Source organism: Mesorhizobium sangaii (genome assembly GCF_014207355.1).
Taxonomy (GTDB): Bacteria; Pseudomonadota; Alphaproteobacteria; order Rhizobiales; family Rhizobiaceae; genus Mesorhizobium; species Mesorhizobium sangaii.
In genome coordinates, this window is the sequence record NZ_JACHEF010000009.1 from 70,661 (window position 1) to 89,035 (window position 18,375).

Below are 18,375 nucleotides of genomic sequence, written 5' to 3' on the forward strand. Positions count from 1 at the left end.
TAGGATCCTCAACCAACTTGAGCGATTGGTTCGACGTCTTCGTCCTTCCATTCCCGCAGCAGCAGGCGTTTTGTCCTCAGCTCCATCGGTGGGTCTTCCACCAGCTTGATCTCCAAGATCGCTCCAGGTGAGCATCCGCAGTCGTTCGAGGCCAGCGCGAACGTGCGCGATGCGCCTCTTCGGCCGGTTACGACCGCCAATTTCTTGAGAACACCAGGGCGCGCCTTTTGGAGTTAGCCATCTATAGCTCCTAGAAATGCCACAAGGTTGTCACCGAGTTCTGAGCAGGGATATCCACCCTCCTGCAGCAGGCCGATAGGCCCGCAGAAGTCGCTTATGGCTCTGGCCGCCTGCCGGAAGCCGTCGGTGGAGACATCAAGCACACTGAGGGGATCGCCGCGATAGGCATCGAGGCCAAGCGCGACGAGGAGGACGTCCGGTCCGAAATCTCCTATCCTGCGCATGCCCGCTGCAATTGCATCGACAAAGGCCGCGTCATCGCTGCCATGTTTCAGCGGAAGATTGATGTTGAAGCCTTCGCCGGCGCCGGAGCCAATTTCGTCCGTGTAGCCGCTGAAGAACATCGGGAAGCCGTCCGGATCGGCGTGAACAGACACCGTCAGAACATCAGGTCGGTCATAAAAAATCTGCTGCGTTCCGTTCCCGTGGTGGATATCGATATCGAGAATTGCAATGCGATCGGCTCCGTTCAGCCGTAGCGACTCTGCGAGCGCCGCAACATTGTTGAGGTAGCAAAAACCCCACGCCATTTCTGTGCAGGCGTGATGGCCTGGCGGGCGGCAAAGGCCATATGCACGACGCTGGCCGCTCGCGATCAAATCACCGACATTGAGGGCAGTGTCGACGCTGGATCGAGCCGCCGACCAAGTCCCGCGACCGATGGGGCAGGACGTGTCTGCCTGATGGAATCCAGAGCGTGCAACGATATGGCTGGCGTAGTGTGACGCAAAACGGTTGGGGTGCGTGTTGGGCACAATTTCCGGGCCGGCGTGGGGCAGCGCAAGCCATTCATTTATGCCATTCTCAAGAAAGTCGAGGTACCTCGCCGTGTGCACGCGCGTCAGTATGGAGGCGTCGGTTCGGCTCGCCTCGAGCGCCTCGTGCCCAGCAGCGATCGCGGACGAAAGCAACATGTCGGCACGCTCGGGCCGCTCGGGGCTTTGGATCAGCCTTCCGCGATGAATGAATGTTTGCGGGTCGTGGCTACGGTGACCTTCCGAGTAAACGACTTTCATGGCTATAGCTTTCTTGAGAACTAGACCGTGGCACCGAGAACCCATGGCGCAAATTCGTCCGCACCAAAGTCAAACTCTTCGCTTTTGGTGCGTTCCCCTGAAGCGACACGCAGGATCAAATCGAATATTCGCTTTCCGCATTCTTCAACGCTCTCGCCCCCGCTCAGGATCTCGCCGCAATTGATGTCCATATCGTCCTTCATGCGTTCGTGCATTGGCGTATTGGACGCCAGCTTGATGGACGGCGCTGGCTTGCAACCAAACACGCTGCCGCGACCCGTCGTGAAGCAGATCAGGTTCGCGCCACCGGCAACCTGGCCAGTCGCCGACACGGGGTCGTATCCGGGGGTGTCCATGAACACCAAGCCGGGGCCTTTAACGGTCTCGCCGTATTTGACGACATCGACCAAGTTTGTTGTGCCGCCTTTGGCCATTGCTCCCAGCGACTTTTCGACGATGGTGCTTATCCCTCCGGCCATGTTCCCCGGCGAACGATTGTCGTTCATAATCGCACCTTCCCGCTTGAAGTAGGCATCCCACCACTCCATCAGAGCGATCAGCTTCTCGCCCACTTCGCGCGACACGGCCCGACGCGTAAGCAGATGCTCGGCGCCAAAGGTTTCAGGTGTTTCGGACAGGATCACCGTGCCGCGGTGCCGCACGAGAATGTCGCTAGCAGCTCCCAGGGCTGGATTCGCCGTGACGCCCGAGGCGCCGTCCGACCCCCCGCACTGCAGCCCGATGATCAGTTCGCTCGCAGGAATCGGCTGCCTGGTAACTTGGTTCGATTCCGTAAGTACATCCCGTACGAATTCAACCGCGGCTGCCACGGTTTTTCTGGCGCCGCCCATTGTCTGAATATCCATGCTGCGCACGCGCCCTGCCAGACGTTGATCCTCGAGGAGGCCGCCAATCTGGTTGACCTCGCAGCCCAATCCGAGAACTATGACATGGCTGAAATTTGCGTGCCGTGCGTAGCCACCAAGCGTGCGGCGCAGGACATTCAGCGGCTCGCCGCCTGTCATGCCGCAACCCGTCTTGTGGGTTAATGCTACGACACCATCCACATTCGGAAACTCAGCCAGGGGATCGGCGCCGGTAAAAGGATTTCTCTTGAACACCTCAGCCACAACGTTAGCAACGTGACTGCTACAGTTCACACTGCTGAGAATACCCACGTAGTTTCGCGTTGCAGCCCGGCCATCGGAGCGGCGGATGCCCAAAAACGTTGCCGGTGTATCGAGATAGTCGGTCTGGCGAGCCGCCGCGCAGAAAGCATAGTCCTTATCGAATTCACCCAGCGCCATGTTGTGCAGATGAACATGAAAGCCAGGCTCTATGTCTTTTGTAGCAAAGCCGATTATCTGACCATAGCGCAGAATCGGTTCGCCGGACTGTATGGATCTTCTAGAGACTTTGTGTCCGGCCGGGATCGCGCTCTTGGCGACTATCGATCCGCCCAACACCGTGCCTTGCGTTAACATTCGTCGGGCGATCGCGACATTATCGCTATCGTTCAGAACCAGCACCGGAGTTAAGTCTTGATATTCCATGGAATCGCTCTCCATCACTCTTGCTGACCTGCTGGCGCGCCAGAGATCCGAACTAGCTTCCGTCCCAAGAGGACCAAAATCTTGCGCGGCGGTCGAGGTCGCCGCACAATGTTTGAACGCCAAGACCCGAAAACCCCTCAGTACACGAACCACCGTGCTCCTGTGCCTCCGCTTGCCTCTTGTTTATGCAGCCTTCGAACTACGGCTTCTCAAGGAGGCGATGGTCTTGTTGATGACAGAAACGACCTTTTCGCGCTCATCTCCGGCCAGTGGCAAACGCGGCGCACGTGTCCATTCGGGCGCTCCGTAAACAAGATGCTCAGCAAGCTTGATGTACTGGACAAGCTTCACGCTGGTATCCAGATGAAAAGCCGGCGTCATAATTCGATACAGTTCTCGCGCCTCGACGAACTTTCCGGCTCGACCCAGCTCGAAAATGCTTACGCATTCTTCAGGCCACGCATTCGTCATTCCTGAGACCCACCCAGTAACGCCCAAGGCGAGACTCTCAAGTATCAAATCGTCGACTCCGCAGAACACAGCAAAGCGATCTCCGAGCTCATTGTAGAGGTCTGTGACACGACGAATGTCGCCGGATTCTTCCTTAATGCAGACGATCTGGTCTACATCCTCCAGCGTACGCAGGATTTCTGGCGTCACGTCGACACCATACGCGATCGGATTGTTATAAATCATGATTGGGAGATCGCAGCCGCCAGCGAGCGCCCGGTACCATTCGGAAGTCTCGCGAGGATCAGACTTGTATGCAATACTCGGAAAGACCATCAATCCTTCTGCGCCGAAGCTCTGGAATTTCCGCGCCGTATCAATTGCGGCCTCCGTTGAAACCTCCGCAAGACCTGAAAGGAGCGGAACGCGACCACCGACAACTTCCTTTGCGGCTCGAATAACTTTCTCTTTCTCAGCTAGCTTCAGAGAAGCATTCTCACCCAACATCGGAAGAACAATGATGCCGGAAACACCGCTCTGAATAAGCCGGTCAATGCTCCTCTGCGTCGCCAGGAGATCAACGTCGTTATTTTCCTGCAGTTTCGTGGTGACCGCGGGAAATACGCCCGCCCAATTGGCTTTCATTTAGACCCTCGTCGTGTGTTGCTAGTGTTGAGGCTCGGAGGCTGTCGTCGGTCTTCAAACGACATTCTTACTGGAATATCCTTCTATGTAATATCCGAGGCGTTGTCAATTGGGGGCGCATATCAAGATTGACGATCCGATTTGCGTGCCGGAAGTCGACCGGCGCACTTGCAACATTAACGTCACGCCCGAAGGGATCATGCCGCCGTACCGCTCGGATCATCCGTGCAAGATGATCAGCGTCCACGCTGCTGCCCCACCCACACGATCAAGTCGCCCACGACAATTTCCACGGGCGCGCTGTAGAGCGGTTCAAGCCGGGTGAACTGAAGCGCCGAATCATCGCCACCATGTCCTGGTCGTTCGGGATGTTATTTTCCAAGCATTTTTGCGGACTCGCGATGATCTGCGTCACAGGCGGTGGACGCTATTCGCCGAACTTCGTAGGAGTCACGGGAATGACAGCTATCACCTCAACTTCAACACGTGCATCACTATCTGGAAGGCGAGTAATTCCCACGGCCGTGGATGCCGGCGGGGTTTCTGCACTGAGGTATGAAGCGCGAACCCTACGTATGACGTCCATCACCTCGGCATCGAGATTCGCAATATAATACGAGACCCGGGCGACATGTTGGAAGCCGAGACCCGCAGCATTTAATGTCCGGCGGAGACTCTCGAAAACAGCGATAACCTCATCTTCTAGGGAAGAGGTCACCAAATCACCTTTCTCGTCGACACCTACGTGACCGCTGGACACGAATACTCCGCTGCCCATGAGGATCACTCCTTGAGAGAAGCTCGACTTTTTCGCGTAGCTGTTGATAGTGCGTAGCGCAGATGTGTCGTTCATATTGTCATCTTTCTATTTGATAGTATGGCGTGTATTCAAAGCGCTAAAATACGGAATAATATTTTGTCATCTTGGTTCATCGTGCGAACAATTAACAGGCAAGCGTGACCAGACCCGAAGGACGATGTTATCGGTTCCGTTGTTAATCGGCAAACGGAGCAGGAAATCGCTGCGGAAGCTTCATAAGCGCCATCCAATACTTATTTCTGAAGAGCGAAAGGCTGTGGTACTTCGGCGCCTCACCATCAGCAACCTTTGATTAGATCTGCGGCTCGTTCCGCAACGGCAATCGCCGTTGCGTTCATGCCACCTGATACGGGGCTGGGGACAACAGAGTTGTCCACAACCCTAAGTCCTGAAACGCCACGCACCCTAAGTTGGGTATCGGTGACGTTGCGATCGTCAGAGCCCATTTGACAGGTTCCGGCGTAATGCGCTGCCGTCGATCCAGCACGCCTAGTGTATTCGTACAGATTGTCATCCGTAACAACTTCCTTTCCAGGAGTCGTTTCGCCGATGCTCCACCTTCTTAGAGCGTCCATCTCGAAGATCTTGCGTGCGGCGCGAAGTCCGAAAAGGAGTCGAGGCCAATCTGTTTCCGCAGAAAGGTAATTCGGGTGAATAATCGGCCGGTCGCTCGCGGTCGATGAACGGGCACGAACTGTTCCAACGCTATCTGGGCAAGACAACCACACCCCGATTGTCATCCCACCGGCACTTTCTAATTTCCCAGGGAGCGTCGGAGAGAAACTTACCGGCGCAAACATGAGTTGCAGATCAGCAAACTCCGCTTCGGGCGAACTCTTACACCTCACCGCAGCCATACTTGCACCAAGCGTAAGCAGGCCACGGTTGGCTGTCAGATATTTTATGGTTTCGACGGCGATGCTTGCGAAACTTTTTGTTTCATTGATGGTCAGAACCCCTTTTACGCGATGGGACAATCTCACCAGATACTGATCTCGTAGATTTCTGCCCACGTTAATCGATTCACTGGTGACCGGCACCCCAATGCTCTTCAAATGCACCGGGTCGCCAATACCGCTCAATTGCAGCAATTGGGGAGATCGAATGGCTCCAGAAGAGACGATGACCTCTTTGAGAACTCTCACACGCCTCGCCACCCCGCCCTTTGTAAACTCCACCCCTTTGACCCGCTTTCCGTCAAAGATGATCCTCGAGCAGGTAGCATTGGTTTCGACTCGTAGATTGGGATTTTTCTTCTTTGCGGGCCGGAGGTATGCGGACGCAGTGTTAGCCCTAAAACGGCCGTTACGGTTCTGCTGAAAAAAGCTGACACCTTCGTGAACGGGCGAATTGATATCTTCAATCTTCGTGTGGCCTGCCTGCCTTGCCGCTTCCACAAAATCTCGTGCCAGCGGGTGGACAGTACGGAACGCTGAAACCGTAATCGGTCCATCATTCCCACGATACTCCGTCCCGTCGCCTAAGAATGTTTCGGCCTTCTTAAAATAGGGAAGCATGCTGGAGAAGTTCCAACCGTCGCAGCCAAGCTTCTCCCAGCGATCATATTCGGCCGCCTGCCCTCTGACAAACAGGATACCGTTGATCGAGCTACCCCCGCCTAAACCTCTTCCAGACGGGAAAGTGATACGACGATTGCAAGTGGCTTCTTCAGGTTCGGTGTTGTACATCCAGTTAAAGGTCGGATTTGATAGAAGATAGAAGTAGCCGGCAGGTATGTGAATGAATGGGTGCCAATCATTAGGGCCGGCCTCAAGCACTAGCACTTTAGATTGTTCATCCTCAGCCAGGCGCGCAGACACCACGCAGCCAGCAGAGCCCGCGCCGACAACGCAATAATCGGTCTCGAAATGCCAGGCATCGTTCTTCATTATACGCTGCATCCTATAAGCACCTAACCGGTGCAACTTTGTAGCAAATAAGAAGGAGTTTCGTTCTTAGGGCCAGAACCGCCGCCTAAACTCAACCCGCGAGGCGACGTTTTCTGAAATCTTTGATGATTTCTCTCGCCGCATTGTGTCCGGGCACTCCGGTCACCCCACCTCCCGGATGTGTGCCGGAACCACACATATAAAGGTTGGGCAAGGGGCCGCGGTATTGGGCGTGCCCGGCGGCCGGCCGCAACGCCCAAAGTTGGTCAAGATGCAACGCCCCATGATAGATATCGCCTCCCACCAGCCCGAATTCGCGTTCAAGATCCAGCGGGCTCAAAACTTGGCGCCCAAGAATACTAGACTTGAAGTTTGGAGCGTAGCGATTAACGGTTGCCACGATATGATCGGCAACTTCTTCCTTTACCTGATCCCAGGTCCTACCGCCGGCTAGGTTGGGATGGAAATGCTGGCAGAAAAGGCTCGCAACGTGGGAGCCTGACGGAGCTAGGCTGTTGTCGCAGAGGCTCGGGATAATCATTGAAACGAGAGGATCTTGAGACCATCCGCCTCGCTTGGCATCGTCATATGCTCTATCCATATGGTCCAACGACCAGCACATGTGGATGCCGCCGTTGAGAGGCGTTACGAAGTCACCGATTTTGTCGAGACCGTTGAAGCGCGGTAGCTCCGACAAAGCGACATTCATTCTAAATGTGCCTGATCGGCACCGCCACCCCTCGATCTGACGCACGAACTCGGAGTCAAGCGCCGATCGATCTATCATTTGGAGATAAAGAAGTTTGGGACCAACGTTAGCAGCGACTGCTCTTGCGCGAATCGAGGTACCGTCTTGCAGTGTGACGCCGCGCGCGACACCCTTCTCTACGATCACCTCTCGCACGGGCGCATTCACCCGGATTTCTGCACCCTTTGCTTCCGCGGAGCGCGCCATTGCCTGCGTGATGGCGCCCATGCCCCCGCGAGCATGCCCCCAAACTCCCTTCTTGCCATTGGTTTCGCCGATTACGTGATGAATGAGGAGATATGCGGAGCCTGGATGATATGGGCTAACCATATTGCCAACGACACAATCCCACGCCAGATGACCCTTGAGCGGGTCACATTCGAACCACTCGTTGAGGTAGTCAGCGATGCTCATCGTCATCAGCTTCACAAAGGTTTCCTGCTGCGATGTTCGAAGCTTGCGGAAACGATTGCCCATTTTCATCAGCGACAGCAGATCGCCAAGTCCGCCGCCGAGATTGGGAGGTGTCTCTAGTAGAGTATCACGGATGACATCCGCCGCGATCTCAATTTCAGCCTCAAAAGCGCGGTAACGCTCAGCATCGCGTTTGGAGAAGCGCCGAATCTCGCGCTCAACCCCATGGATGTCACCCGGAATGAACATCGCATCGCCGTCAGGCAGGGGAAGGAAAGTCGTCCCAGTACGCTCGATGAGATCCAACCCATGGGTGGCAAGCTCCAAATCACGGATTACGTTTGGATGGAGCATACCGGCTAGGTAAGAACAAACCGAATTACGAAAGCCTGGATAAAACTCCTCAGTGACAGCCGCGCCGCCCACAACACCTCTCCGCTCAAGCACGATCGTCTTTAGGCCGGCACGAGAAAGGTACCCCGCCGTCGTAAGGCCGTTGTGTCCTCCTCCGATAATCACAACGTCGTATTCAGTCCTACTCATCCGACACCTCACGATCGCAGCGAACGTTTTCAGAACGATGTTCCATTTAGAATGCTGATTTATCACAACGGGCAATTAAGTCAATGCACAAGGGGATCCACTGGAAAACGCTAACCGCGCTAAGATGCAGCTGGCTCAGCAGTCCTCGGTCTACCTCAGCAAGGCGGCCGCCGCCGGAGGGGTCGGCACCTCCCCCCTGTGCCCACTCTCAAGCGAGTCCATCAACCGGAGGGGCGGCAACGATGTTGAGTTCTCCTCGTTGAGAGCCCAAGCGGCCGCACTAAGGCCCATTCACCTTAGAATTCGGATTATCTCTGGCTGGCGCCAACCGGCACTCGTGTCGTGTCCTCTGGCGACAATTGGTTCGGTACCAAAAGGGGCCATTGCCTTTCATTGATCCGCCAAGGAACCCTTCGGCTGCAAAGGCAGCTTCGCTGCATCACTTGAGAGCGACAATTCATGAATTTCCTGAAGCGCCGCAGCGCGGCCTTTTCCACAAACGCCCTACGCAGATCTGGATTGTCACGTGCTAGCAGTTTTCCGTGAAACTTTGCCATGTCCTCGTAGTGAGCCTCTGGCGTATCATGCACACCGATAGCAGCCTGCATTGGAGATCCGCTCGATGAGAGCGAACCTATAGCCCAGTTGGTGGTTCCCCCGGGTCCGGGATTTTTTTCAAGGACGAGTACGCGACGTCCCATCTCAGCTGCTTCGACTGCAGCGAATAGCCCGGATCCACCACCACCAACAATAATAACTGCAACTTTAGAGGTGTCGCCGGCCCCTACGGCGCTTCGGGTCCTCACTTGATTATTTTCCAAAATGCTCCCACCCCTCCCGAAATCTTCAGTGCGCAGTGTTTTTGCCTCGAACGTCAAATAATAGAATTACATTCCACTTAGTACGACGCGTCACCGCTTGCAATTGATTTCTCTGAAGGCTGTAGGCTGTAATTCATGCCTGGGAAATGGACCGTGTCGCGCACTGATCGCCTTGACAAGGTCGTCGACGGAGCGTGTTGAGATGCCATGGATGTTAGCCTCCTGGATGACGGCCGTCAGCGCTCATCCGTCAGGATCAAGGACTTCGCCTTTCTTACAGGGTCTGCAATCATCCCCTTCTGATACAGCCGATCTGTCACATCCCAAATCAAAGCTCAGCATCAGCCAAAGCAGCGCCAGGCCGCGCCACATCTCGCTCAGCAATGTCAAGCCGTGACGCGACATGAAGCTACAGCTTGCGTCTTCTGTGCCACTCCCGAGGGTTGATCCTGTAAAGAACTTGTCGCCGCAAAGGATCACCGACGGCTTTGAGTGGATGGTCAAAGTCGTCTCCTGGATCGTGGGACATCCCCATGCGCTCCATAACCCGGCGGGAGGCAACGTTCTCTACCGCAGCAATGGCCACAATTTGGTTCAACTTCAACTTTTCGAAACCGTAGGCGGCTAGGGCAGCGGCTGCTTCGGTTGCATATCCATGTCCCCAATAGTCTGGATGAATCCGCCAATACATTTCAACCGCCGGTGTAAAATGTGCTTGATATCCTACGTTGACTAACCCGCAGAAGCCGATGAAACCGGCAGATTCTAAGCGCTCTATCGCAAAAAGGCCATAACCATGTCTTTCGAAGCCATCACGTTCGGCCTTTATCCATTCGTAGATCTTTTCTCGATTGCTAAACTCCGTCAGATACTTTCCAGCGTTTGGCTCTTCAACTAGCCGAACGATCAGTTCGACGTCCTCATCTCTCCATTTACGCAGCAGCAAGCGTTCGGTTTGGAGTTCCATAGTTGATTTTCCCTTACGCTGGAGATGTTAGTCGGAGCTCCAGTTGAGCAGCTAATTTGATGGTGGCCTCGTGAATTAAAGCCAGAATCCAAGCAGCCAGTCCAAGCGGAACCAACAGCATGGCAGGTCCAAAGTTGCCCATCTTCTGCATGCCGCCGCACCTAACCGTCTGCAAGCAGGCACCGAAGTCCAACCGATCGGCAAATGATCTTTCGGCAGGAGAAGCCTGATGGCCAGCTCTCTGAGTTTGCCACTCGCTGTGTTGCGCCTGCCCGCTTCGCTTTGCGAACACCCCAGGCCGCAAACGACCTTCGCTACGATGAAGAACGAGGGCCAGAGTGGCCTCAGCTGCGCGGTTACGGCGCCGCTTGGCTGCACGGGGAGATCGTACTCCCGGAAGGCCGCAACAACCCCACTCAGTCTCATTTAAAGTGGTAGACTCCAAGCTCTTCGAATGTCTTGTAGATCTCGTCCGCATATGCGGAGAATTCTGGATATTGGCCCAGATAGGCCGGCCGTGGGCGCGGTAGATCAATCCGAATTTCCTTAACCACTCTTCCAGGCGAATTTGACATCACCAGAACCCGGTCCGATAAGCCGATTGCCTCCTCGATCGAGTGAGTGATGAACAGAACACTCTTGCGCGTTTCTATCCAAAGCATCTCGAGATCGTGCCTTATCTGCGTCCTCGAGATCGCATCTAGGGCACCAAACGGCTCGTCCATGAGCAGGACAGAGGGGTCATGAACCAACGAACGTGCAATAGAGACACGCTGCTGCATGCCACCGGACAGTTGGCGCGGGTATCGTGTCTCTACGCCAAATAGTCCAAGTTTTTTGAACAGTTCCCTAGCGCGCTTTTCGGTTGCGGCGCGGTCGAGCCCTCGAATTTCTTGCTGAAGAAGAACGTTTTCGAAAGCAGTTCGGAATTCAAGAAGCAGATGATCCTGAAAGACAATACCGACGTCAGTCATCGGCTTTGTTAGAATTCTTCCGTTGACCGCGATGGACCCTCTCGTTGGCTTCAACAAACCCGCAATCATTAACATCAGAGTGCTTTTGCCACACCCGGATGGCCCGAGAATACTCACGAACTCACCTTCGCCGATTTCGACAGAGACAGGGCCTAACGCCTCGAATTCTCCAAACGACTTAGAAACATCCGATGCAACAATAGAGCCGCTCTTTTCTTGCGCGACATTGAGGGACCGTACGTTTTGAATATTAGGGAAATTCATCCGCGCTACCGTTCCTTTGGCCAAAGCACCTAATTCGCTCATTGATCCCTCCTCCAGGGCATCATCGCCTTTTCCAGACCGAGCAACATACCGGTCAACAACATCGCGAGCATGGCCGTCGCAATTACTCCTGCGAACATGAGGCTGATGTCCATATAGCTCGACGCTGTCAGTATCATAACTTCGAGACCTTCGTTTGCACCAATGAATTCCGCCGTTATGCAGGCCGTGACCGCATAGACCATTCCGATCTTCATGCCCGAAAAGATATACGGCATTGCGCTTGGAAATCGGATGAAACGAAAAGTCTGCCATGAGTTGGCACCCATTGATTTTGTGATTAAATGCAGGCGCGGATTGAGAGACGAGAACCCAGCGATGCTGTTAACCAATATCGGAAAGAACGTCATGATGACCACCAATCCGATGCGGGGCGCGAAACCGAAGCCAAACCAGACGATCAAGAGGGGAGCAGTGATCGTTTTTGGGATGATTTCAAAAAACACGATTAATGGAAACAAACTGCGTCTCAGTGAAGAATACGAGGCAATTGCCAGTCCCAGCGGGATCGCAATCAACGTCGCGGCAGCGAAACCGACTACCGCTACATATCCGGTGGCTGCAAAATGGTAAGCGATGACGCTCCGATCAGTAACGAATTTGCCGATGAAGTCGCTTGGCGCTGGAAAAAGGTATTTTGGAATACCGAACCAGACACTGCTGAACTCCCAAGCAACCACAAACGCGATCAAAATCAATGCCGGAGGGACGATCTGTTCGATCCCTTTCGCTAAATGCGGTCGAGGAGGTCTCGTAGTCTCGGCGAACACGTTGGACATCATTATCCTGCTTCTTGTCGTAACCACTCCAAAGGTCGGTAGCGCCACGGTAACCTGGCGCCACCATTGTCGTTCCCCAGGTTAGGGACAGGGAGGAAGCTGAGCGGGAAGGTAGTCCTCAGTGTATTTCGTTTCGATGCCGCCATCCCCGAGCGACCCCAAGGTCTGGGTTAAAACCTCGCCGGTAACCTTCCATACGTCGGCAGACGGCTTCCCCAAACCAGAAGCGCCAGGGCCGCATATGTTGACGATTTCGTATTTCGTCAGTTCCTCCATTAGGTCCGATTTCGGCTGGGCATCGGGATTCCTCGACCGAAGCGCGTCGACGGCGGCCTCCGGGTTCTTAATAACTGCAGACATCCCTCTGAGGGTCGCATCAACAAACCTCTTATAAAGATCAGGATTCTTTTTGAGCTTGTCCTCCCGAGCGATAAGGCTCAGCCCCACGATAGGTGCGCCGTAATCCTTGTACCACATTGCCTTCGTTTTGACGCCCTTGGTTTCGAGCGGGATCATCACGTCGCCGGCTGCTGCCGAAACGGCATCAACCTTCTTCTCGGCCAAAAGACCGATAAAGGCTGCAGCATCGGCCGAAAGAACGTTGATCTTGGACCTATCGACCCCATTGACCTTAACCATCGTCTCGAAGAGGGGGATATCTGCGGCCCCGGGCGGTATAGCGATGGTTTTTCCTTCCAAGTCCTTTGGACGTGAGATGGGTGTATCCTCAAGTGAGATAATCCCCCAAGCCGGCGACTGGTAAATAGGCGCGATGATTTTGATCGGAGCCCCCTTCGCTGCAATTGAGATAGCGGATGCCGCGTTGGCAAGTCCGACGTCGGTGCTGCCGGCTGCGACGAGCTGTGACGTCGTTCCCGAGCCTTTTCCGGGCTCTATCTCAAGGTCGATGCCGGCTTCCTTATAATAGCCCAGAGCATCAGCATACTGAATTCCAATATCCGAATTGCCTGGAGTCCAGTTAAGAGTTACTTTCAGTTTTTCTGCTCCCATCGCTGGGGAGTTCGTAAGAGCTACAGCTAGACACCCAGCTCCAACCATGCGCAGACAACTCTTTAGGTATTTTTGCATCACCATTCTATCCTCCATTGATGAGCTTTCTGGTTGATATACTCCGCTTAGTCGCGGTATTTCCGCATTAGCTTCCGCTCCAAAAGCAGACTGATTGTGTTGAGCAGGACGCCGACGAGAGCCGTTATCACCACGACTGCAATTACTTGCACAGTGTCTCTGTGCCGAGACCCAATTAGCGCCACATATCCCAGCCCGTCATTCGCTGCGAGGAACTCACTTACGACCGCAACAGTAGTGGCAATCGCTAATGCGATGCGAGCAGCGCTCATCAGATAGGGAAGTGTCGTGGGCCAATCGACATATCGAAAGGTCTGCAGCGGGTTGGCGCCCATGGTTCGTGTCACGAAATAAAGACGATCGGGAACGTTTTTTATCCCCGCAATTGCGTTCACCAAAACCGGAAAGAAAACGCTGAAACCAACTAGGATTGACGTCGGAACTAGTCCGTATCCAAACCAGATAATCAAGACCGGGATGACTGAGATCAGCGGCATACCCTGCAAGAATGCAACGAACGGATAGAGCGCTCGTTCCAGCCACCTTACTTTCCCCAGTAAGAACCCTACCGGAACGGCGGCGGCGACTCCGCAGCAAAAACCGACGGCTATTACAGTAAGCGTGGAGGCGGTGCTGGCCAGCAAATAACCGGGCTTAGAGCTGATAAAGCCGACAACTTGCTCAGGACCCGGAAGGATGTAGTCCGGAATTTTTAGGAATCGAACAGCCCCCGACCAAATCGCAGCGAGGATCGAAAGCCAAATGAATGCGATTAGCCAGTCTGGCAGGGTGGCCGTCCGCTTAAAAAGCTTCCCCATCCGAGCTCCCATCTCAATTGGAACGCATAATCATATGGAACGCCATTTCAGATACGTTATGTTTTCGCATGAGTCAATCGAATCCTGACTGCGCGATGTCGGAAAAAGAGAGATTGGCCTCTGCCGCTAAAGGATGGTTGCACGATCTAGGCGAGTAGGTCTCGACCTTCCAGCGGGCGGTAGACGTCGAGGTCTTCATGCCGGCCGACGGCGCACTAGATGGTGTAACGGGCGATGCCCAGCCAGCCAGATTTGAAAGGCTGGTGGTCGTCCCTCACAATGATGGTGTCGCGGAGTCAGGAGTGGCCTGCTCCATAGCATCACGGAGAGACGACCATGAAACAGTATGCCGGCATCGACGTATCATTGGAATACTCGAGTGTGTGCGTGGTGGATGCGGATGGCCGCATCGTACGTGAAGCAAAGGTGCTCAGCGAGCCCGATGCGCTGATCGCCTGGTTTGGTGAGCATGGCGTGGCCCTGGAGCGGATCGGTCTTGAGGCCGGACCCTTGTCGCAATGGCTCCATGCCGGGATGGCAAAGGCGGGTCTGGCGATCGAACTGATCGAGACGCGCCACGTGCGTACGGCCTTCAAGACGATGCCGGTGAAGACCGATAAGAAGGACGCGCGAGGGATCGCGCAGTTGATGCGGCTTGGTTGGTTCAGACCGGTTCACTGCAAATCCCTTCCGGCCCAGGAGGTGCGAGCGCTGCTGACGGCACGCAAGCTGATCCAGGGAAAGCTTCACGACATCGAGATGAGCATCCGAGGCATTCTGCGCGGCTTCGGCCTCAAGGTAGGGCCGACCACGCGGCGCACCTATGCGGCACGGATCCGCGAGTTGATTGAAGGTCATCCGACACTGGAAGCGATTGCCGCGTCGCTGTTGAAGGTGCGCGACGCGCTTACAAACGAGTTTGCAGGTTTTGAACGCAAGCTACGTAGCATGGCCCGTCAGGACGACAAGGCACGTCGGTTGATGACGACGCCTGGCGTTGGCGTTCTGGTCGCGCTGACATTCGCGTCGGCCGTCGACGCTCCCGAGCGCTTCCGATCATCACGAGCGGTCGGGCCGCATTTCGGATTGACGCCGAAGAAGTACCAATCGGGCGAGACCGATTATAGCGGTCGCATCTCGAAGAACGGCGATGTGGGCGTACGAACCGCGCTCTATGAGGCGGCCAACGTCATACTGACGCGCTCCGTGAAGGCGTCGCATTTGAAGAGCTGGGCGCTGGCGGTCGCCAGACGTGCGGGGCCCAGAAAGGCGCGCGTTGCGCTAGCCCGCAAACTGGCGGTGGTGTTGCACTGCATGCTCAGGGATAAAACCACCTTCATTCCCCACAAGTCAGCGCCAGCCATGGCCTCTTGACCGGAAGGAGACAACACAAGACGTTTCGGGCGGGCCATACCATCAGCCCTCCGGAGCAAGGTCCCTTCGCCGGGACGATGGATGGGTTAGGCCGCAGACTTAGAAGCAGCACTCAGGTGACTGCGCGTCACTAGATTGGCCAGCCGGTCCTCAGCAGACCCCATACAGCAGCGGCTCAGCATCGACTGCGGACAGAAGCAAGCACTCGGCGAGGGATTAAGCTCATAAGGGATTGACTCGGGGAGGCCCGTTACAGAAGAATAGTCTAAATTTCCGGCGCTTTGGTCGAGCGCGGCAATGGTACCTTCGTGCGCGCACCGTCGAAATGGTTTCCTGCTTAACCGTGCAACCTTCTCCGCCTGCACCCGCTACAGGAGAGCCAAGCGTTCCGTCCCGGGCTCGTCGTTTCCGGGTGTCGACTTCGGCATGCAGCGCGATGGGTTAGCTGCGTGAGAGCTTGAAAGTACGAAGGTCTGGGCTCGGTCATCGCGATGCCCGTGGACGATGACCCCACCAGCAGGAAATCGCTTCGAGCGTGCGCTTGCCGTCGCGCACCTCGACATAGGTGCCCTCGGTGCGCAGGATCGTCGGCGGCACCGGCTCTGTGGTGTGTTGGGTGAAGGGGTGTCAGACGGACTGGTTGACGTGCCTACTCCGATGAAGTCGGCGGCGTTGAAAAGCGCGCGCGACTCAAAGCGCTCCGGTCGTCAATGACTTCAAACGCCGAGACGGCCTAGCACGCGGGTCTTGCTCAAATTTGGCCCTGTCGGCTCGAAGCTGGGATTTTGGCGAAGTTGAAGAACGATTGGTGAACATCAGGGTTTGGCGTGAGCTTTGAGCAGCATGGCTACATTGTCGGCGGTAAACTTGAAGCCGCGGCGATCGGGATACGCTCGACGTCAAACGGGTGATGCGGTTTGCCTTGCTCATTCGGAAACACCTTTGCGGACCTGCCGCGCGATATGCCGAGATCGCGGCGATCTTGCTGGGTCCCTGACCTGTTGCAGGCGAAGGATTTCTGCGCGATCAATCTTCGGTGGGTGCCCTTTGTAGATGCCACGTTTCCTGGCTGCGGGGATACCTTCAGCATGCCGCTCGCGCCGCAGGTTGGTTTCGACTGCGCGAAGACGCCGAGCATGTCGAAGAACGCCTTGCCGGCGGCTGTGGAGGTATCGACGGGTTGCTCGGTAGCCTCGAGCCGGTCGGCTATTACCTGAAGATCGCGCAGCGATCTGGCCAGCCGGTCGATGCGGGTGATGACAAGAGTTTCGCAAGCATGCATGAAGTCGAGAATGGTCATCCGGCATTCGTGCCGAGACCAAAGGCACAGCAGAAGCCGCCGATCCAACGCCTCGCGCGACAGGCAACTCTCGACGCCGATAGTTTGATCGCTTCAACCCCCTTCGGTTCCGGCAGAGGCTTGAACGGCGTGATCGATATGCGGCTTTCGCCACGCCACAGCAGCCGGACCTTGTCGTTTCGTGGGATCGTTTCGTTCAGAAGCAACAACTAATGCTCAAGCGCCTGGCGGATGCTGGCTGTGAACGCCCGCGCGTCCGGCAGGTTGAGGCCTGTGTAATAGGCGTCACGACGGATTTCGAAGTCCTTGGGAAGATCGTCGTCAGGGTTCCGATAGCGGTCCGCGCCGACAACCCAGATCTCCTTGGAGCGGATGCGGTCACGCAACTGGGTGAGGACGCAAAGCTCGTAGCTGATCCGGTTCACACGGCCATCGTCATCGATGACCGAACTGCGCCCTCTGGCCGGAATAACCGCGTCAATCGGCACATCCTCCATCGGCACAACCGGCAGCCATCATCCACCTTGCTCCTGATCCAATCCAGCGCCGCCAGAACCGGACGCCAGACGGTGTTGTTCGACTGGAATTCTAGAACCGAAAGCAGGCTGGGCAGCATCCGCCGGTAATGATTGGCCCAGGACGACCGCATCACCTTATATATGCGCCGGTCTAGAGCACGTCCTGTGATCGATGAATCGATTGTGATGTGACGGCTGCGTTTTGTGCTGATTCAACATCCACCTCGATGGAGGTGGACGATGGGAAGAGCATTGAGCGGGGATCTTCGGTCGCGGGTCTTGAAGGCTTCGGACGAGGGCATGTCGGCGCGGCAAGCGGCGGCGCGGTTCGGCGTGGGAGTGTCCAGCGCGATGCGCTGGATTGCGCGGGCGAAGATCGGCGAACTGGCGCCACGCCCGCAGGGCCGCCGCCGCGCCTCCAGCCTCGATGCGCATGAAGCCTTCATCGTCGGGCTGATCGAGGAGCGCAAGGACATCACGCTGAACGAGATGGTGGAGCGGCTCGTCGCCGAGCAGTCGGTGCGGATCAGCCGCAGCGCCTTGAGCGCCTGGCTTCGCGGCCACGGCTGGACATTCAAAAAAAGTCCGCGCACGCACTGGAGCAGGATCGCCCCGACATCCTGAAGCGGCGCCGGGACTGGTTCGACGGCCAGCTCGATCTCGATCCGGCGAAGCTCGTGTTCATCGATGAGACCGGCCTCTCCACAAAGATGGCCCGCCTGCGTGGAAGAGCGCCGCGCGGCGAGCGCTGCCGGGCCGGCGTGCCGCATGGCCACTGGAAGACCACGACCTTCACCGGAGCGCTGCGGCTGACGGGCATGACTGCGCCCTTCGTCTACGACGGCGCCATGAACGGCAACGTGTTCCTAGCCTATGTCGAGCAGGTGCTGGTCCCGACATTGTCGGAGGGCGACGTAGTCGTCATGGACATGTGTGGACGCCCCCGTTGGTGCAAGAAGAATCTTTTTGAAGAGCGCGGAGCGTGGTCGGGTGCTGACATGTGTCCGGCCTCTGTTGCGGCTGTCACATGCCGCGGGCCTGTATGGGAGTTCGCGGAGCGGGTCCAAAACAATCTGGCGCGCTCAAGGCGCGT

The 18,375-nt window shown here is 56.0% G+C and carries 14 protein-coding genes and 3 pseudogenes; 2 read left to right on the forward strand and 15 right to left on the reverse strand.

The features are described from left to right. Positions 1-233: 233 nt before the first annotated feature. The 13 genes from HNQ71_RS31425 to HNQ71_RS31480 all read right to left on the reverse strand — a co-directional run bounded on the left by HNQ71_RS31425 (position 234) and on the right by HNQ71_RS31480 (position 14,090). Entirely contained in the window at positions 234-1,256 is a 1,023-nt protein-coding gene (locus HNQ71_RS31425; protein ID WP_184877843.1) for a histone deacetylase family protein, read from the reverse strand. A gap of 20 nt (positions 1,257-1,276) precedes the next feature. Beyond that, the gene (locus HNQ71_RS31430; RefSeq protein ID WP_184877845.1) at positions 1,277-2,809 is read right to left on the reverse strand and encodes a UxaA family hydrolase; all 1,533 of its coding nucleotides are present in this window, start codon (positions 2,807-2,809) and stop codon (positions 1,277-1,279) included. Positions 2,810-2,992: 183 nt separating this feature from the next. Then, a complete protein-coding gene (locus HNQ71_RS31435; RefSeq protein ID WP_184877847.1) occupies positions 2,993-3,904 on the reverse strand; it encodes a dihydrodipicolinate synthase family protein in 912 nt (303 codons plus the stop codon). Between the two features lie 427 nt (positions 3,905-4,331). Beyond that, positions 4,332-4,757, reverse strand: coding sequence for a RidA family protein (locus tag HNQ71_RS31440; protein ID WP_184877849.1), 426 nt, complete (start codon positions 4,755-4,757; stop codon positions 4,332-4,334). Positions 4,758-5,002: 245 nt separating this feature from the next. Next, positions 5,003-6,613 carry a GMC family oxidoreductase gene (locus HNQ71_RS31445; protein WP_184877851.1) on the reverse strand — a complete coding sequence of 537 codons (1,611 nt, stop codon included), beginning with the start codon at positions 6,611-6,613 and terminating at the stop codon, positions 5,003-5,005. Positions 6,614-6,704: 91 nt separating this feature from the next. Continuing rightward, positions 6,705-8,318, reverse strand: a complete 1,614-nt coding sequence (locus HNQ71_RS31450; RefSeq protein WP_184877854.1) for a phytoene desaturase family protein — start codon at positions 8,316-8,318, stop codon at positions 6,705-6,707. 308 nt (positions 8,319-8,626) lie between these two features. Next, positions 8,627-9,124: an FAD-dependent oxidoreductase gene (locus HNQ71_RS31455; RefSeq protein ID WP_184877918.1), complete on the reverse strand. Its 498-nt coding sequence runs from the start codon at positions 9,122-9,124 to the stop codon at positions 8,627-8,629. Between the two features lie 251 nt (positions 9,125-9,375). Continuing rightward, entirely contained in the window at positions 9,376-9,432 is a 57-nt protein-coding gene (locus tag HNQ71_RS35105; RefSeq protein ID WP_246462224.1) for a hypothetical protein, read from the reverse strand. A 116-nt stretch (positions 9,433-9,548) separates the two neighbouring features. Continuing rightward, on the reverse strand, positions 9,549-10,106 hold the full coding sequence (locus tag HNQ71_RS31460) for a GNAT family N-acetyltransferase (protein WP_184877856.1): 558 nt from the start codon (positions 10,104-10,106) through the stop codon (positions 9,549-9,551). Between the two features lie 422 nt (positions 10,107-10,528). Continuing rightward, entirely contained in the window at positions 10,529-11,386 is an 858-nt protein-coding gene (locus HNQ71_RS31465) for an ABC transporter ATP-binding protein (protein WP_246462217.1), read from the reverse strand. Then, positions 11,383-12,183 carry an ABC transporter permease gene (locus HNQ71_RS31470; RefSeq protein ID WP_184877858.1) on the reverse strand — a complete coding sequence of 267 codons (801 nt, stop codon included), beginning with the start codon at positions 12,181-12,183 and terminating at the stop codon, positions 11,383-11,385. Before HNQ71_RS31470 ends, HNQ71_RS31465 begins: the two co-directional genes overlap by 4 nt. Positions 12,184-12,264: 81 nt before the next feature. Further along, positions 12,265-13,278 carry an ABC transporter substrate-binding protein gene (locus tag HNQ71_RS31475; RefSeq protein WP_184877860.1) on the reverse strand — a complete coding sequence of 338 codons (1,014 nt, stop codon included), beginning with the start codon at positions 13,276-13,278 and terminating at the stop codon, positions 12,265-12,267. A gap of 41 nt (positions 13,279-13,319) precedes the next feature. Continuing rightward, on the reverse strand, positions 13,320-14,090 hold the full coding sequence (locus HNQ71_RS31480; protein ID WP_184877862.1) for an ABC transporter permease: 771 nt from the start codon (positions 14,088-14,090) through the stop codon (positions 13,320-13,322). Between the two features lie 336 nt (positions 14,091-14,426). Between HNQ71_RS31480 and HNQ71_RS31485 the strand changes: the two genes are divergently transcribed. Continuing rightward, positions 14,427-15,464, forward strand: coding sequence for an IS110 family RNA-guided transposase (locus HNQ71_RS31485; RefSeq protein WP_184877864.1), 1,038 nt, complete (start codon positions 14,427-14,429; stop codon positions 15,462-15,464). 926 nt (positions 15,465-16,390) lie between these two features. On the opposite strand, the pseudogene HNQ71_RS31490 reads toward HNQ71_RS31485, so the two are convergent. Next, a pseudogene (locus tag HNQ71_RS31490) lies at positions 16,391-16,764 on the reverse strand (recombinase family protein); the annotation flags it as partial. Continuing rightward, positions 16,764-17,440 (reverse strand): annotated as a pseudogene (locus HNQ71_RS35925) (Tn3 family transposase); the annotation flags it as partial. The pseudogenes HNQ71_RS31490 and HNQ71_RS35925, both read right to left, overlap by 1 nt. Before the next feature lie 82 nt (positions 17,441-17,522). On the opposite strand from HNQ71_RS35925, the pseudogene HNQ71_RS31500 reads away from it, so the two are divergent. Beyond that, positions 17,523-18,211 (forward strand): annotated as a pseudogene (locus HNQ71_RS31500) (IS630 family transposase); the annotation flags it as partial. Positions 18,212-18,375: the final 164 nt, after the last annotated feature.

Coding starts and splice junctions, on each gene's coding strand:
- HNQ71_RS31480 (WP_184877862.1), bottom strand. CDS start 14,090: ATGGGGAAGCTTTTTAAGCGGACGGCCACCCTGCCAGACTGGCTAATC.
- HNQ71_RS31485 (WP_184877864.1), top strand. CDS start 14,427: ATGAAACAGTATGCCGGCATCGACGTATCATTGGAATACTCGAGTGTG.
- HNQ71_RS31475 (WP_184877860.1), bottom strand. CDS start 13,278: ATGGTGATGCAAAAATACCTAAAGAGTTGTCTGCGCATGGTTGGAGCT.
- HNQ71_RS31465 (WP_246462217.1), bottom strand. CDS start 11,386: ATGAGCGAATTAGGTGCTTTGGCCAAAGGAACGGTAGCGCGGATGAAT.
- HNQ71_RS31470 (WP_184877858.1), bottom strand. CDS start 12,183: ATGTCCAACGTGTTCGCCGAGACTACGAGACCTCCTCGACCGCATTTA.
- HNQ71_RS31460 (WP_184877856.1), bottom strand. CDS start 10,106: ATGGAACTCCAAACCGAACGCTTGCTGCTGCGTAAATGGAGAGATGAG.
- HNQ71_RS31435 (WP_184877847.1), bottom strand. CDS start 3,904: ATGAAAGCCAATTGGGCGGGCGTATTTCCCGCGGTCACCACGAAACTG.
- HNQ71_RS31440 (WP_184877849.1), bottom strand. CDS start 4,757: ATGAACGACACATCTGCGCTACGCACTATCAACAGCTACGCGAAAAAG.
- HNQ71_RS31430 (WP_184877845.1), bottom strand. CDS start 2,809: ATGGAATATCAAGACTTAACTCCGGTGCTGGTTCTGAACGATAGCGAT.
- HNQ71_RS31445 (WP_184877851.1), bottom strand. CDS start 6,613: ATGAAGAACGATGCCTGGCATTTCGAGACCGATTATTGCGTTGTCGGC.
- HNQ71_RS31425 (WP_184877843.1), bottom strand. CDS start 1,256: ATGAAAGTCGTTTACTCGGAAGGTCACCGTAGCCACGACCCGCAAACA.
- HNQ71_RS31450 (WP_184877854.1), bottom strand. CDS start 8,318: ATGAGTAGGACTGAATACGACGTTGTGATTATCGGAGGAGGACACAAC.